We start from the raw sequence: 13888 nt of genomic DNA on the forward strand, positions 1-13888 counted from the left end.
GCGGGCCACGGCATCACGCAGTTTACAAGCCGATGTGTGACGTATTTGGGGATTTAAGGCCGACTTGTAGGAGTGTGCTGACAACGAAAGTTCATGTGGCTTCCTATAATTTTCGGGCGTGAGCAGCGCAGCGCCGGGTGCACCAACTTCGGTCAAATCCTGCGGACACACGCGCTCTCTCAACAATCAGAAAGGTAATTGACCATGTTTGACGTTCTTATTCGTGAAGCCGCCGCACGCTTCGGCCTGGGTGACAAGGCCCTGCCGCTGGCGCAAATGCTGCTGGCCTACATGACCAACCGTGACACCGGCGGCCTGGCCGGCTTCCTGGAAAAATTCAAGGTTGCGGGCCTGGGCCCCATCATCCAGTCCTGGCTCGGCGGTGGCCCCAGCGCCCAGCCCATCAGCAACAGCCAGGTCGAGACCGTGCTGGGCGCCAGCGGCGGCCTGCTGTCGATGCTCACCTCGCGCCTGGGCGTGAACCGTGACAACGCCACCTCGGCCATCGGCTACCTGCTGCCGGCCCTGGTCGGTCGCCTGACCCCGGGCGGCAGCATCCCCGCTGCCCTGCCGGCCGAAGTGACCAGCTTTGCTGCCGCCGGCCAGAGCCTGCTGGCCGCGCCGGCCGCTGCCGCCGTGGCAGCGCCTGCCGCCGCCAGCGGTGGCAGCATGAAGTGGCTGCCCTGGGTGATCGTGGCCGCCGCCGCGCTGTTCGGCCTGTCGTACTGCAACAAGAACCGCACCGCGACGGAAACCGCGCCCACGCCGGCCGCCACCGCGCCTGCAGCACCGGCTTCCGAGCCCGCACCGACCACGCCGCCGCCGCCCGCCACGTTCGGTGGTGCCGCTGCACCCGCACAAGACGCATCCGCACCCGCCAGCGCGCCTGCTGCCGCTGCGCCTGCCGCTGCCGCTGACGAGCCCACTGGCTCCGCCGTGGTGAGCTGGATGGTCGACACCGTGCCGGCGCTGAAGGTGTACTTCGACTCGGGCAAGACCGACGTGCACGCCGACTTCGCCGCCAAATCGGCTGAACTGGTGGCCTACCTGAAGGCCAACAGCGACGCCAAGGCCGTCATCTCCGGCTTCAACGACCCGACCGGCAACGCCGCGGCCAACGCCGAGCTGTCGAAGAACCGCGCCAAGGCGGTGCAGGCGGCCCTGGAAGCCCAAGGCATCCCGCACGACCGCACGGTGCTGGAAAAGCCGGCTGAAACCTCTGGCACGGCTGCCACCAACGCGGCTTCGCGTCGCGTGGAAGTGGTGGTGCGCAAGTAAGCGCTGCACCGCGTGAAGACCGGGCGTTTGCCCGGCCTTCAGCCCACAAAAAAACGGACGCCTCGGCGTCCGTTTTTTTGTGGGGGCCGAAGCCGCGTCAGGCGTGGCCGGCCACCAGGGGCTGCAGTTCGCCGGATTCGTACATCTCCATCATGATGTCCGAGCCGCCGATAAATTCGCCCTTGACGTAGAGCTGCGGGATGGTGGGCCAGTTGCTGTAGTCCTTGATGCCCTGGCGCACGGCGTCGTCTTCCAGCACATTCACCGTGGTCACGGCGCGCGGCTCAACGCCGCAGGCTTTCAGGATCTGGATGGCGCGGCCGGAAAAGCCGCACATCGGGAAGCTGGCGTTGCCCTTCATGAACAGCACGATGTCGTTCTGCTGGACGAGGTCGTCGATGCGCTGGTGGGTGGTGGGGTCCATGGTCGTGTCCTTCGTTGCGATGGTGGGAATTATTTCATCTCTGCCGCACCATTGTCGCTGGCGGGGAGATGCCCCATCGGCGCCAGCCGGTAGGCCTCGCGCTCGAAGCGGTTGGCGCGGTAGGGCGGTGCCCCGCGGCACCATTGCCAGGCGCTGGACGCCAGGTAAGCCGGCACGAACAACGGACCCCAGCGCTCGTACTGGCGCACGTGCACATGTTCATGGGCACGCGCCTGATCCAGGCAGCACGCGTCAAGGCCCAGGATCACGTGGCCCAGCGTGATGGCTTCGAAGCGGCAGGCCGGCGGCAGGCGGGCGCAGCCGCGGGCTGCCAGGCCGCCATGCACTTCCAGCGCGCCGTGGCGCCACTGCCAGCGCGCGCCGGCCGCGGCCGCCAGCACGGCGGCCAGCAGGCCCACCAGCGTCCAGGGCAGAGGCCAGAAATAACGCCAGATATGCTGCATCACGCCCCATTCGATGGATGGCTATGCCGGCGGTTCCGCTTGCACACAAGCAAAAAGGCGCCTCGCGGCGCCTTTTTCTGGGGCAGCGGCGGAATATCCGCCGGATCAGGCCATCAGCCGATCAGGAATTTATTGCGGTCCTTGCCGTCAATCCATTTCGGCGCCTTGCCACGGCCCGTCCAGGTCTGGCCGGTGGACGGGTCGCGGTATTTGGGCGCCACCTTGCCGCCGGCGCGCGGGCCGCTGGCTTTGCGGCCATTGGGGAATACATCGCGCTCGCTCAAACCGAATTCGCTGATCAGGTTGCGCACCTGCGTCACGGCATCCGCTATTTCGCGCTTGCGCGCCTGTTCGACTTCGACCGCCAGCGCCTGTTGTTGCTGCAGCAATTCTTTATAGGTTGCCATGGGTTCACCCTTTGTTAATGATGGACGACAATATAACACCATCCGATCATTCGGGTCGACATAATCTGGCGCAAGGTGTTCACGAGGTTGCCGGCGGTGGCATCGGCCGCGCCAATACCCGGTCGATTCGCCGGCCTTCCATATTCAGTACCTCGAAGCGCCAGCCCGCGGTTTCGACCAGCGCACCCTCTTCGGGCAAATGCCCTGCCACGGCCAGCAACAGGCCCGCCACGGTGTTGTAGCGGCCCTTGTCCTCTTGCGGCAATTCGGTGATATCCAGCCGCGCCTTCATTTCATTCACGGGCATCAGCCCGTCCAGCAACCAGCTGCCGTCGGCCTGCGGTGTCGCCCAGGCGTCAATATGGGCGCCGGGTTTCAGTTCGCCGGTGATCGCTTCCAGCAGGTCGCGCGGCGTCATCAGGCCTTGCACCACGCCATATTCATCCACCACGAACACCATGCGGCCCGATTTGGCGCGCAGTTGCTCCAGCAATTCCATGGCGCTGAGGGTTTCGGGTACGAATACGGCGGGCTGTATCAGCGATTCCAGCTGTTGTTCACACTGCGGCCCCAATTCGATCAACCGCGCCGCCGAGATAACGCCAATCACGTCGTCCAGACTGGCTTCGCACACCGGATACCACGAATGCGCACCGCTCTCGCCCTGGGCGGCGACATAATCCAGCGCCTGCTTCACCGTCAGGCCGGCATCCAGCCATTCGATATCGTCGCGCGGCACCATCAATGAGGTGAGCGAGCGGTCATCCAGGTGAAACACGTTTCGAACCATCTGGTGTTCGTGCTTTTCGATCAGGCCGGCATCCACGCCCTCGGCCAGGCTGGCCGATATTTCTTCGGCCGTCACCGCGCGGCCGTGCGATTCGTCGATGCGCAGCAGTTTCAGCACCGCCTGCGTGCACAGCGACAGCAGGGCGACGAACGGCTTGGCCGCCGTGGCCAGCCAGGTCATGGGCTTGGCGATCCAGCGCGCCACCGCTTCCGGAAACATCTGCCCAATGCGCTTGGGCACCAGCTCGCCAAAGATGATGGTGGTGAAGGTGATCGTTGTCACCACCAGTGCCGTGGCGGCGATGGACGCCACTTTTTCGCTCAGGCCCAGTCCGGCCAGCCAGTGCGCGACCGGGCCGCTGAACGCCGCCTCGCCCACGATGCCGTTGAGCATGCCGATGGACGTGATGCCCACCTGCACCGTCGACAGAAACTGCGTCGGCCGGTCCATCAGCCGCAGCGCCGCGCCGGCGCCGCTGTCGCCGGTTTCTTCCATCGCCGCCAGGCGGGCCTTGCGCGACGAGGCGATGGCCAGTTCCGACATCGCGAACACGCCGTTGAGCAGGGTCAGAAAGACAATCAGCAGGAAATCCATGCATGCCGGGCCAGTGAGGGGCTGCCCGGTGGAAAATGAAGAAATGGCACTTTATCTGATCGGCGACGTGCAGGGCTGCGACGGCGCGCTCGAACGCCTGCTGGACGCCGTGGCCTTTTCGCCCAGCCGCGATCGGCTGGTGCTGCTGGGCGACCTGGTCAACCGCGGCCCGGCGTCGCTGGCCGTGCTGCGCCGCGCGATCGCGCTGGGCGATGCGGCGGCCTGCCTGCTGGGCAACCACGACCTGCACCTGCTGGCCGTGTCGCAGGGCGTGCGCAAGCCGCACCGCAGCGACACGGTGGGCGATATCCTGGCCGCGCCCGACCGCGACGCGCTGCTCGACTGGCTGCGCCACCGGCCGCTGGCGCTGCAGGAGCGCGGCGTGCTGATGGTGCATGCCGGCGTGCTGCCGCAGTGGACGGCCGGGCAGGCCCTGCGGCTGGCGGGCGAGGTCGAACGGGTGCTGCAAGGCGCCGACTGGCATGTCTTCATGCACCAGATGTACGGCAACCAGCCCGACCAGTGGCACGACGGCCTGCAGGGCGCCGCGCGGCTGCGCGTCATCGTCAATGCCCTGACGCGGCTGCGCTTTTGCACCGCCGACGGCCAGATGGAGTTCGAGTCCAAGGACGCCGGCGGCGCCAGTGCGCCGCCGGGCTTCATGCCGTGGTTTGACGTGCCCGGGCGGCGCACGGCCAGCGACGTCGTGGCGTTCGGCCACTGGTCGATGCTGGGCTGGATGGACCGCCCCGACGTGCTCTCGCTCGACACCGGCTGCGTGTGGGGCGGCGCGCTGAGCGCCGTGCGCCTGGGCGCTACGCCGCGCGACATCGAGCTGTTTCAGGTGCGCTGCCCGCAGGCGCAGAAGCCCGGCGGCGCCGCATGAAAGTGCCGCACGCCCTGCTGGGGCGCCCGCGTGACGCCGCCGGCATGAAGCGGCTGGCGCTGGGCCTGCTGGTGGGCGCGGCCTGCCTGTACGCGCTGGCCACGGCGATGGAGCCGCGCCACGCCGCGTGGGGCTACGTCGCCGCCTTTGCCGAAGCCGCCATGGTCGGCGCCGTGGCCGACTGGTTTGCCGTGGTGGCGCTGTTTCGCCACCCGCTCGGGCTGCCGATTCCGCACACCGCCATCATCCCGGCCAACAAGAACCGCATCGGCGACAACCTGGGCAGCTTCATCGCCACGCACTTCCTGGCGACCGACCAGGTGCTGGCCAAGGTGCGCGACTTCGACGCCGCCGGCCGCGTGGCCGACTGGCTGTCGCATCCGGCCAACGCCGACCGCGTGGCGGCGCGCCTGCTGGACGTGGGCCGCTGGGCCGTCGGCGCGCTGGACGACGAGCGCGTGCGCACCTTCGTGGCCGATCTGGCGCGGCGTGGCCTGGCGCAGGTCGACGTGACCCGCCTGTCCGGCCAGGTGCTGGAGGCCATGACGCACGAGCGCCGCCACCAGGAGCTGCTGGACGGCGTGCTGGTGCAGCTGGCCCGCCTGCTGGGCGAAGACAGCGTGCAGGACACCATTGCCGAGGCCATCGCGCGCGAGGTCAAGGCGCTGAAGTACGTCGGCCTCGACCAGGTGGCCGCGCGCCTGGCCACGCGCAAGGTGGTGGTGATCGTCGCCAAGACCATCATCGACATGGCCGACGACCCCGCGCACCGCCTGCGCCGGCGTTTTGACGACATGGTGGACGGCTTCGTGACGCGGCTGAAGGACGACGCGGCGCTGCAGGCGCGGGGCGAGCGGCTCAAGCGCGAGTTGATTGACAACCCCGCGCTCGGCAGCTACATCCACCAGCTGTGGGGCGAATTGCTGGCCTGGCTGCAGGCCGACATGGCGCACGACGACTCGTCGATCCGCCGCACCATCACGCAGGCGGCGCGCACGCTGGGCGAGCGGCTGGCGGGCGACGCCGACATCCGCGGCTGGATCAATGGCGAATTGCAGGCCGCCGCGCCGCGGCTGATCGAGCGTTACCGCGACGACATCCGCCGCTACATCGTGGCGCGCGTGCAGGCCTGGGATGCGCGCGAAATGACCGATGAGCTGGAGCGCCACATCGGGCGCGACCTGCAGTTCATCCGCATCAACGGCACGCTGGTGGGCGGCCTGGTGGGGCTGCTGATCCACACGGCCACGCACGCCTGGCGCTGAGCTGCATGCGCCGCAGACCGGCGGCGCTGGCCACGCGCCGGTTTCAGGAAAGAATCAGGCTGCTGCGCTGGCCCATAAAGCGCGGGCAGCTACGTTTTTGATAGTAATTCGCTGCCGCCGGGGCGGCGCGGGCCTCACGTCTGCGGCGTGCTGTCGGGCGCCTTGAACAGCGCGGCCACCTTGCGCTTGGGCTTGATGTTGGCCGACACGCCGGCGCGGACCGGGCGGCCTTTTTGCTCCCACGCGGGCGCTTCTTCCTGCGCGTCGGGCGCCTCGTAGGGCTGGTTGAAGAACGGGTCGACCGGCGCGGGCGCGGCAGCGCGGCGCTCGGGGTAGCGGCGTTCGCTGCGTTCGCGGCGCACGTCGTCGCGCACGTCGCCGGTTTCTTCGCCCTGCCAGCGGCGGCGGCCGTCGTTCTGGCGGCCACGCGGGCGCTCTTCCTCGAACTGCAGGTGCTCGACCTCGATCTTGGTCTTGAGCAGCTTTTCCAGCTCGCCCATCAGGCGCTGGTCGGCCTTGGTGACCAGCGTCACCGCCACGCCCGACGCACCCGCGCGGCCGGTGCGGCCGATGCGGTGCACGTAGTCCTCGGCGTGAAAGGGCACGTCGTAGTTGAAGACGGCGGGCACGTCCTTGATGTCCAGCCCGCGCGCCGCCACGTCGGTGGCCACCAGCAGGTCGACCTCGCCCTGCTTGAAGGCTTCGAGCGACTTCAAGCGCTCGTCCTGGCTCTTGTCGCCGTGCAGGGCGGTGGTTTTCAGGCCGTCGCGCTCCAGCGCGCGCGCCAGCCGCGCCGTGCCCAGCTTGCTGTTGCAAAACACGAAGGCCTGGCGCAACTGCTTGTCTTTCAGCACCTGGCGGATGGCGCGGCGCTTGTCGTCGTCGTCCAGCAGGTAGAAGTGCTGCTCGACCGTGGCCGCGGTGGCGTTGGGCCGCGCGACTTCGATCAGCACGGGGTTCTGCAGGTAGCTTTCGGCGAGGCGCTTGATCTCGGGTGAGAAGGTGGCGCTGAACAGCAGCGTGGTGCGGCTTCGGGGCAGGTAGTTCAGGATGCGCTGCAGATCGGGCAGGAAGCCAATGTCCAGCATGCGGTCGGCTTCGTCCAGCACCACGTATTCGACCTGGTTCAGCACCGCCGTCTTGGCCTCGATGTGGTCCAGCAGGCGGCCGGGCGTGGCCACCAGCACTTCGACGCCCTTGCGCAGCTCCTCGGTCTGCGGCTTCATGTCCATGCCGCCGAACACCACCGCGCTGCGCAGGTGCGTGTACTTGGCGTACTGCTTGACCTGGTCGGCCACCTGCACCGCCAGCTCGCGCGTCGGCAACAGCACCAGCGCGCGCACCGGGTGGCGGGCGGGCGACAGCGAGGCCGTTTCGTGCTTGAGCAGGCGCTGCAGCAGCGGCAGCGAGAAGGCGGCTGTCTTGCCGGTGCCCGTCTGGGCCGCGCCCATCACGTCCTGCCCAGCCAGCACCACCGGAATGGCCTGCGCCTGGATCGGCGTCATGTTCTCGTAGCCCATGTCGGCCACGGCGCGCTTCAGCGGCTCGGCCAGCGCCAGGGAGGAATAGGGTTGCAATGTGGGTTCTGTCATTAACCCAATATTGTCGCACCGCAACACAAAACGCGGTGGACCGATTTCGGGGCTGGATTTACTTCGATTTTGATAGCTGTCAGCGCCCACTCATCAAGCGCTGGCACCCCAAAACACCACCACAGCGGCTGCGCAGCAAGCCGCCTTCCAGTGGCCGCGGAGCAGGCCGCACGCGAACGCCGTGGCCGGGGTTTCCCCGGCCACCAGCGTTGTCCCCCTTGGGGGATGGCGGCCGCAGGCCGACTCAGGGGGTCACAAGCTCTGCGCGTTGAAGGTATCGCACGCCTTCACGCTGCCCGTCTTCAGCCCCTGCATGAACCAGCGCTGGCGCTGCGCGCTGGAGCCGTGGGTGAAGCTGTCGGGGCGCACCATGCCGGTCTGCTGGCGCTGCAGCGTGTCGTCGCCAATGCGAGCGGCGGCGTTCATGGCCGATTCGATGTCGCCCTGATCCAGCCAGTTCTTGGCCTGCTGCGACTTGGCGGCCCAGATGCCGGCAAAGCAGTCGGCCTGCAGTTCCATGCGCACCGACAGGGCGTTGTTCTCGCGCTCGCTCACGCGCCCGCGCAGGCCGTCGACCTTGGCCGTGGTGCCCAGCAGCGTCTGCACGTGGTGGCCCACCTCGTGCGCCACCACGTAGGCGCGCGCAAACTCGCCCGGCGCGCCAAGTTGGCGGCTCAACGTGTCGAAGAAGTTCATGTCCAAGTAGACCTTCTGGTCGGCCGGGCAATAGAAGGGACCCATCGCGCTCTGGCCCGTGCCGCAGGCCGTCGGCACATAGCCGCGGAACAGCACCAGCTTGGGCGCGCGGTACTGCGCGCCGCCTTCGCGGAAGACCTGGTTCCAGGCGTCCTCGGTGGATGCCAGCACGGTGGACACGAAGGCCGCATTCGGGTCGTTGGCCGGCGGCTTCTGGGCCGGCGTCTGCTGCACCTGCGGTGCACCGCCGCCCCCGCCCAGCACGCTGATCGTCGTCAGCGGGTTGATGCCGAACACCCCCCACGCCAGCAGCGCGATGACGATGGTGCCAATGCCGATGGTGCGGCCGCCAAAGCCGAATCCGCCGCCGCCCCCGCCACCGCCGGCGCGCCGATCTTCCACGTTGTCCGACTGCCGTTCGCCTTCCCATCTCATCGTGTCGCTCCTGCCGCGCCGCTGCGCTAAATTGCCGCTATGGTAGCTGCCCCCACCCCCCGGCGTCCGTCAGACAAGCGCCACAAACCGCCGCGCGTGCTGCTGACAGGCTTCGACCCCTTTGGGGGCGACGCCCTCAACCCCAGTTCGCTCATCGCCCAGGCGCTGCACGGCAAGCGCATCGCCGGCCACCGCATCGTCGCCGCGCAGTTGCCGACCGAGTTCGGCGCCTCGCTCCAGCGGCTGCGGGCGTTGATGGCCGCGCACCGGCCCGCGCTCATCGTCTGCCTGGGCCTGGCGGCCACGCGCGCCACGCTGTCGCTGGAACGCATCGCCATCAACGTCGACGACGCCCGCATCGCCGACAACGCCGGCGCGCAGCCCATCGACAAGCCGGTGGTCGCCGGCGCGCCCGCGGCCTACTTCAGCACGCTGCCCATCAAGGCCATGCAGCAGGCCATTCAGGCCGCCGGCGTGCCGGTCGAGATCTCGCAGACCGCCGGCACCTTCGTCTGCAACCACGTGTTCTACGGCCTGATGCACCGCCTGGCCACGGCGCGCGGCGTCTCGGGCACGCGCGGCGGCTTCATCCATGTGCCGATGCTGCCCGAGCAGGGCGAGCCCAGCCTGCCGCTGGGGCTGATGGTGGAAGGGCTGCGCGTGGGTATCCGTACGGCGCTGACGTGCGACGTCGATCTGCGCTTGGGTGGGGGTGCGGTCGACTGATGGCGCGCGGCGCGGCGTTGGACCGCGTCCACATGCCTTTCACGGCGCGAGCGAGCTGGAGCGTTCGACCAGTTCCCTGAGTTGCGGCAGCGAAATCTCCCGCAGCCGGTCCTTGAAGAGCTGCCGCAAGTCGTTGCTGGAAAGCCCGAACTCCTTCACGGCATTCAAGCCAAAGTCGCTGTGGACCAGCTTGTCCAGTTCGTTGAAAAAATCGTCGATCTGCTTCTGGTGGTAGCCGGGCAGCGCATCTTCGGCGATGGGGGGGCCGCTCGCGCTCGATCAGCCATTGGTTCCAGACCGCGAAATAGTCCGCCACCGTGAACAAGGTGGTCGGAAAATCGAAGTACATCAGTCCGGACGCGTCGAAGCCCTCGATCACGATCACACGCCGCTTCAGCGGCTTGCTGCTCGAAGCCGTGGCGTCAACGGCTTCCACCACGCGGGTCTGGCGGCCCTTCTGCAGCGCGGGCCAGATGTGTTGCTCGAAATCCTGCAGATCCCGAACCGAAGCGGGCCGGAAGACGTGCAGCGTGCCGCCGCGCGCCTGCACGGCCAGCAGGGCACCCACCAGAAAGTTCTTGAAATAGCCATACGCCAGCGCCCGGCCGATGCTGTAGTCGTCCGCGCCGCCGATCTTTCCCCGGGTCTGCTGCCGCTTGATCACGATGCCCACGAACAGCGCGATCAGCAGCGTCAACAGCATCCGGAACGGGTCGCTGGTCAGCGTCTTTTCCAGCCGGACCGCCCAATGGCCCTCTGCCAGACCGGCCTGCTGGGCCAGCGTGCTGCCGATGTAGACGTCCAGCGCTGCCAGTAGCGTCAGCACCACCAGCGAGACGGTGACCAGTTCGGTGGGCCAGTGGTAGTCCTTGCGAAGCGCACTGAACGCCTCGTAGGTCTGTTTCCACCACGACGCTGCAGGCTGGGTCGGTTCGGTCATGCGCCGCATCATAGGGCCGACATCCGGGCCGAACTGGCCTACGATCAAGGCATGAAAGCTTCATCTGCCGACGCCACCCTGCTCGATGCCCGCCAGACCGCCGCGCGCCTGCCCTGGGCGCCGCTGGTCGATGAAATCGAGGCCCTGCTGGCCGACGACACGGTGCAGGTGCCAGCGCGTACCGTGCTGCCGATGGCCGCGGGCGCCTTCCTGTTTGCCATGCCGGGCTGCGACGCGCGCACGGCGATGACCAAGCTCATCACCTTTACCCCCGCCAACGCCGGCACCGACCGGCCGACGATCCAGGGCGACGTGACGGTGTTCGACGTCGCCACGGGCGAACGCCGCCTGATCCTGGACGGGCCCACGGTCACTGGCCGGCGCACCGCCGCCGTGTCGGCCCTGGCCGCGCGAAGGCTGGCGCCCAACCTGGCGGGGCCGATGCTGATCGTCGGCGCGGGCGTGCAGGGTTATGCGCACGTCGAGGTGTTCGCCGCCGCGCTGGGCGTGACGGACTTCCGCATCGCGTCCCGCCGCCGCGCCAGTGCCGAGGCGCTGGCCGCGCATGCGCGCGCGCTGGGCCTGCGGGCCGCGGTGGTGGACGACGCCGACGCGGCGCTGGCCGACTGCCCGCTGGTCGCCACCTGCACGCCCGCCAGCGCGGTGGTGCTGCGCGGCCAGCCGCGCGCCGACGCCTTCATCGCTGCTGTGGGCGCGTTCACGCCGCAGATGGTGGAGATCGACGCCGCGGTGTGCCGTGCCATCGCTGCGCAGGGGCGCATCGTGGTCGATTCGGCCGATGCCGGGCACGAGGCGGGTGACCTGCTTCAGGCCGGCCTGGCGGTGACCGGTTTGCCCACACTGGCGGATGTGGTGAGCGAACACAAAAAAGCCCGCGACGGAGGCGGGCCGGTGCTGTTCAAGAGTTGCGGCTGGGCCGGCTGGGATCTGGCGGCGGCGCGCCTGGCGGCACGCAGCCCCAGCTAAAGCCGACGCGCATCAGCGAGACAGCGCCGCTACCGGTCCCAGGTCAGCCACCGCCGCACCCCCGTTGGTGGCGTAGAGCGTCGCCCCGCTCGGGGTAGGCGACTGCTGGGCAAACCGGAATTCGTCGCCCTTGCGCACCTGCGCCTGGGCCACGCTGGCGATGCCCGCCAGCAGCAGGGCCACCAGTGCGGCCAGTGCCACGTAAAGCACCGCCCGGTCGGGCGACAACCAGCGCGGGACCGACGCCGGGGCGCTGTCGCGGTTTGGTCGTGCGGTGCGCTGGGGCGCATAGGGCACGGTGTCCTGGAAATCCGCCGAATGGTGGGAGCCGATGGAGTAGGTGTTCGTCGCCATGGGTGGATGCTACGAACGCCCCCGCCGGCCACGATTCGGCCGCGAGCGATGTCTGGCGTAGGAACAATCCGAGCGGCGGCGTCCGCCACACGGCCACGGCGGCCTGCGAATCAGGCCTTGGGCAGCGTCACGCCGACCTGGCCCTGGTACTTGCCGCCGCGGTCCTTGTAGCTGACTTCGCACACCTCGTCACTTTCGAAGAACAGCACCTGCGCGCAGCCTTCGCCCGCGTAGATCTTGGCTGGCAGCGGGGTGGTGTTGCTGAATTCCAGCGTCACATAGCCTTCCCATTCGGGCTCGAACGGCGTGACGTTGACGATGATGCCGCAGCGCGCGTAGGTGCTCTTGCCCAGGCAGATCGTCAGCACGTTGCGCGGGATGCGGAAATATTCGACCGTGCGCGCCAGCGCAAAGCTGTTGGGCGGAATGATGCAGACCGGCGCGTGGATGTCGACAAAGCTTTTCTCGTCAAAGTTCTTTGGGTCCACCACGGTGCTGTGGATGTTGGTGAAGACCTTGAATTCGGGCGCGCAGCGGATGTCATAACCGTAGCTGCTGGTGCCGTAGCTGACGATCTTTTCGCCGGCGGCGTTTTGCCGCACCTGGCCGGGCTCGAACGGCTCGATCATGCCGTGCTGCTCGGCCATGCGGCGGATCCATTTGTCGCTCTTGATGCTCATCTTTTTACTCTGATTTTGATAGCTGTTTGCGCTGGACAGACAAGCGCCAGAGCGCTATTTTGCTTGAGAAATCACCGTGCGCTCGACCACCCGGTCGTCGCCCAGCACGATCAGCGCGAACAGCAGTTCGGCCAGGTTGCCGGCGGCGCGCGTGCGGCGCGCCAGCAGGGGCGTGGCTTCGGGGTGCAGCACGACGAAATCCGCCTCGCAGCCCGGCTGCAGGTTGCCGACGACGCCTTCTAGGTCCAGCGCGCGCGCTGCGCCGGCGGTGTGCAGCCACCACAGGCGCTCGGGCGACAGGCTCACGCCCGGCTTGGGCTCCAGTCCCGTGCTGGCAGCGCGGCCGGCGAAGTAGGCGGCGCGCATGGTGACGAAGGGCGAGAAGCTGGTGCCGCCGCCCACGTCGCTGGCCAGGCCATGCGCAAAGGGCACGCGCTCGGCGCCCGCAAAGTCGAAGAAGCCGCTGCCCAGAAACAGGTTGCTGGTGGGGCAGACGGCGGCGGCCGTGTGCGTGTCACGCATCAGCGCACGGTCGTCGTCGTGAAAGTGGATGCAGTGCGCGTACACCGCGCGGCGGCGCATCAGGCCGTGGTCGGCGTAGATGGCGAGGTAGCTGCGCGAATCGGGGAACAGCGCGCGTGCCCAGGCGATTTCGTCCACGTTCTCGGCCACGTGGGACTGGATCCACACGTCGGGATATCGGGCCGCCAGCTCGCCTGCGCCGCGCAGCTGCCGCTCGGTGCAACTGGGGGCGAAGCGCGGCGTGATGGCGTAGCCCAGGCGCCCCACGCCGTGCCATTGGTTGATCAGCGCTTCGGTGTCGATCAGGCTTTGCTCGGTCTCGTCGCGCACGCCGTCGGGGCTGTGGCGGTCTTGCAGGCATTTGCCGGCGATCAGGCGCAGGTCACGCCGCTGCGCTTCTGCAAACAGCGCGTTGACCGAGGTGGGATGCGAAGTGCAGAACGTCAGCGCCGTGGTGACGCCGTGGCGCATCAGCTCGTCGCAGAAGAAGCGCGCGCTTTCGGCCGCGTGCGCCGGGTCCGCGAACTGCGCCTCGTGCGGAAAGGTGTAGTGCTCCAGCCACGGCAGCAGGCCTTCGGCCGGCGAGCCGATGACGTCGATCTGCGGGTAGTGGATGTGCATGTCCACAAAACCCGGCGCGATGAGGCGGCCGGGCAGGTGGGTGCAGGGCACCTGGGCGTAGCGCGGCTGCAGCGCCGCATGGTCGCCGGCTGCGATGACCACCGTGCGCCCGTCGGCGCCGGGCCCGGTGACCAGCAGGCCGTCGCGGTCGAATACGGCGTGGCCGTGTTCATCGAATCGAAGCAGGGAAGCGCGCCAGGATTGCATGCGCGCATTGTGCCGTGCAG

At 68.2% G+C, this 13888-nt stretch carries 14 protein-coding genes and 1 pseudogene; 5 read left to right on the forward strand and 10 right to left on the reverse strand.

Annotated features, from left to right (window positions below; translation table 11 throughout):
* The first annotated feature begins 204 nt into the window (after positions 1–204).
* The gene (locus R0D99_RS03760) at positions 205–1278 is read left to right on the forward strand and encodes a YidB family protein (RefSeq protein ID WP_317750048.1); all 1074 of its coding nucleotides are present in this window, start codon (positions 205–207) and stop codon (positions 1276–1278) included.
* A gap of 97 nt (positions 1279–1375) precedes the next feature.
* On the opposite strand, the gene grxD is transcribed toward R0D99_RS03760, so the two are convergent.
* From grxD to R0D99_RS03780, 4 genes are all read right to left on the reverse strand, one after another.
* Positions 1376–1702, reverse strand: coding sequence for a Grx4 family monothiol glutaredoxin (grxD, locus tag R0D99_RS03765; RefSeq protein ID WP_317750049.1), 327 nt, complete (start codon positions 1700–1702; stop codon positions 1376–1378).
* A 29-nt stretch (positions 1703–1731) separates the two neighbouring features.
* A complete protein-coding gene (locus tag R0D99_RS03770) occupies positions 1732–2166 on the reverse strand; it encodes a signal peptide prediction (protein WP_317750050.1) in 435 nt (144 codons plus the stop codon).
* Between the two features lie 113 nt (positions 2167–2279).
* Positions 2280–2573 carry an H-NS histone family protein gene (locus tag R0D99_RS03775; RefSeq protein ID WP_317750051.1) on the reverse strand — a complete coding sequence of 98 codons (294 nt, stop codon included), beginning with the start codon at positions 2571–2573 and terminating at the stop codon, positions 2280–2282.
* 79 nt (positions 2574–2652) lie between these two features.
* Positions 2653–3957, reverse strand: coding sequence for a hemolysin family protein (locus tag R0D99_RS03780; RefSeq protein ID WP_317750052.1), 1305 nt, complete (start codon positions 3955–3957; stop codon positions 2653–2655).
* 43 nt (positions 3958–4000) lie between these two features.
* Between R0D99_RS03780 and R0D99_RS03785 the strand changes: the two genes are divergently transcribed.
* Together R0D99_RS03785 and R0D99_RS03790 are read left to right on the forward strand one after the other, a co-directional pair.
* The gene (locus R0D99_RS03785) at positions 4001–4843 is read left to right on the forward strand and encodes a symmetrical bis(5'-nucleosyl)-tetraphosphatase (protein WP_317750053.1); all 843 of its coding nucleotides are present in this window, start codon (positions 4001–4003) and stop codon (positions 4841–4843) included.
* Positions 4840–6108 carry a DUF445 domain-containing protein gene (locus R0D99_RS03790; protein WP_317750054.1) on the forward strand — a complete coding sequence of 423 codons (1269 nt, stop codon included), beginning with the start codon at positions 4840–4842 and terminating at the stop codon, positions 6106–6108. The genes R0D99_RS03785 and R0D99_RS03790 overlap by 4 nt, the downstream gene beginning before the upstream one ends.
* A gap of 134 nt (positions 6109–6242) precedes the next feature.
* Here R0D99_RS03790 and R0D99_RS03795 read toward each other — a convergent pair whose 3' ends face one another.
* Together R0D99_RS03795 and R0D99_RS03800 are read right to left on the reverse strand one after the other, a co-directional pair.
* Positions 6243–7700 (reverse strand): DEAD/DEAH box helicase, encoded by a 1458-nt coding sequence (locus tag R0D99_RS03795; protein ID WP_416365964.1) that lies wholly within the window; start codon positions 7698–7700, stop codon positions 6243–6245.
* A gap of 252 nt (positions 7701–7952) precedes the next feature.
* The gene (locus R0D99_RS03800; protein ID WP_317750055.1) at positions 7953–8831 is read right to left on the reverse strand and encodes a neutral zinc metallopeptidase; all 879 of its coding nucleotides are present in this window, start codon (positions 8829–8831) and stop codon (positions 7953–7955) included.
* Between the two features lie 39 nt (positions 8832–8870).
* Between R0D99_RS03800 and pcp the strand changes: the two genes are divergently transcribed.
* On the forward strand, positions 8871–9557 hold the full coding sequence (pcp, locus tag R0D99_RS03805; protein ID WP_317750056.1) for a pyroglutamyl-peptidase I: 687 nt from the start codon (positions 8871–8873) through the stop codon (positions 9555–9557).
* A 355-nt stretch (positions 9558–9912) separates the two neighbouring features.
* Here pcp and R0D99_RS03810 read toward each other — a convergent pair.
* Positions 9913–10509, reverse strand: a pseudogene (locus R0D99_RS03810) (hypothetical protein); the annotation flags it as partial.
* A 39-nt stretch (positions 10510–10548) separates the two neighbouring features.
* Between R0D99_RS03810 and R0D99_RS03815 the strand changes: the two are divergent.
* The gene (locus tag R0D99_RS03815; protein WP_317750057.1) at positions 10549–11484 is read left to right on the forward strand and encodes a delta(1)-pyrroline-2-carboxylate reductase family protein; all 936 of its coding nucleotides are present in this window, start codon (positions 10549–10551) and stop codon (positions 11482–11484) included.
* Between the two features lie 12 nt (positions 11485–11496).
* On the opposite strand, the gene R0D99_RS03820 is transcribed toward R0D99_RS03815, so the two are convergent.
* The 3 genes from R0D99_RS03820 to guaD form a co-directional block, all read right to left on the reverse strand.
* Entirely contained in the window at positions 11497–11838 is a 342-nt protein-coding gene (locus R0D99_RS03820; protein ID WP_317750058.1) for a hypothetical protein, read from the reverse strand.
* Between the two features lie 110 nt (positions 11839–11948).
* Complete coding sequence (gene dcd / locus R0D99_RS03825) at positions 11949–12518, reverse strand: dCTP deaminase (RefSeq protein ID WP_317750059.1); 570 nt, start codon at positions 12516–12518, stop codon at positions 11949–11951.
* 54 nt (positions 12519–12572) lie between these two features.
* Entirely contained in the window at positions 12573–13868 is a 1296-nt protein-coding gene (gene guaD / locus R0D99_RS03830; RefSeq protein WP_317750060.1) for a guanine deaminase, read from the reverse strand.
* Between the last annotated feature and the right edge of the window lie 20 nt (positions 13869–13888).

It is taken from the genome of Ottowia sp. SB7-C50 (assembly GCF_033110285.1).
Taxonomy (GTDB): domain Bacteria; phylum Pseudomonadota; class Gammaproteobacteria; order Burkholderiales; family Burkholderiaceae_C; genus Ottowia.

What these genes read in the sequence shown, in the direction of transcription:
- pcp (WP_317750056.1), top strand. Translation starts at nt 8,871, where the DNA reads ATGGTAGCTGCCCCCACCCCCCGGCGTCCGTCAGACAAGCGCCACAAA.
- R0D99_RS03770 (WP_317750050.1), bottom strand. Translation starts at nt 2,166, where the DNA reads ATGCAGCATATCTGGCGTTATTTCTGGCCTCTGCCCTGGACGCTGGTG.
- R0D99_RS03815 (WP_317750057.1), top strand. Translation starts at nt 10,549, where the DNA reads ATGAAAGCTTCATCTGCCGACGCCACCCTGCTCGATGCCCGCCAGACC.
- dcd (WP_317750059.1), bottom strand. Translation starts at nt 12,518, where the DNA reads ATGAGCATCAAGAGCGACAAATGGATCCGCCGCATGGCCGAGCAGCAC.
- R0D99_RS03775 (WP_317750051.1), bottom strand. Translation starts at nt 2,573, where the DNA reads ATGGCAACCTATAAAGAATTGCTGCAGCAACAACAGGCGCTGGCGGTC.
- R0D99_RS03780 (WP_317750052.1), bottom strand. Translation starts at nt 3,957, where the DNA reads ATGGATTTCCTGCTGATTGTCTTTCTGACCCTGCTCAACGGCGTGTTC.
- guaD (WP_317750060.1), bottom strand. Translation starts at nt 13,868, where the DNA reads ATGCAATCCTGGCGCGCTTCCCTGCTTCGATTCGATGAACACGGCCAC.
- R0D99_RS03790 (WP_317750054.1), top strand. Translation starts at nt 4,840, where the DNA reads ATGAAAGTGCCGCACGCCCTGCTGGGGCGCCCGCGTGACGCCGCCGGC.
- R0D99_RS03785 (WP_317750053.1), top strand. Translation starts at nt 4,001, where the DNA reads ATGGCACTTTATCTGATCGGCGACGTGCAGGGCTGCGACGGCGCGCTC.
- R0D99_RS03820 (WP_317750058.1), bottom strand. Translation starts at nt 11,838, where the DNA reads ATGGCGACGAACACCTACTCCATCGGCTCCCACCATTCGGCGGATTTC.
- R0D99_RS03760 (WP_317750048.1), top strand. Translation starts at nt 205, where the DNA reads ATGTTTGACGTTCTTATTCGTGAAGCCGCCGCACGCTTCGGCCTGGGT.
- grxD (WP_317750049.1), bottom strand. Translation starts at nt 1,702, where the DNA reads ATGGACCCCACCACCCACCAGCGCATCGACGACCTCGTCCAGCAGAAC.
- R0D99_RS03795 (WP_416365964.1), bottom strand. Translation starts at nt 7,700, where the DNA reads ATGACAGAACCCACATTGCAACCCTATTCCTCCCTGGCGCTGGCCGAG.
- R0D99_RS03800 (WP_317750055.1), bottom strand. Translation starts at nt 8,831, where the DNA reads ATGAGATGGGAAGGCGAACGGCAGTCGGACAACGTGGAAGATCGGCGC.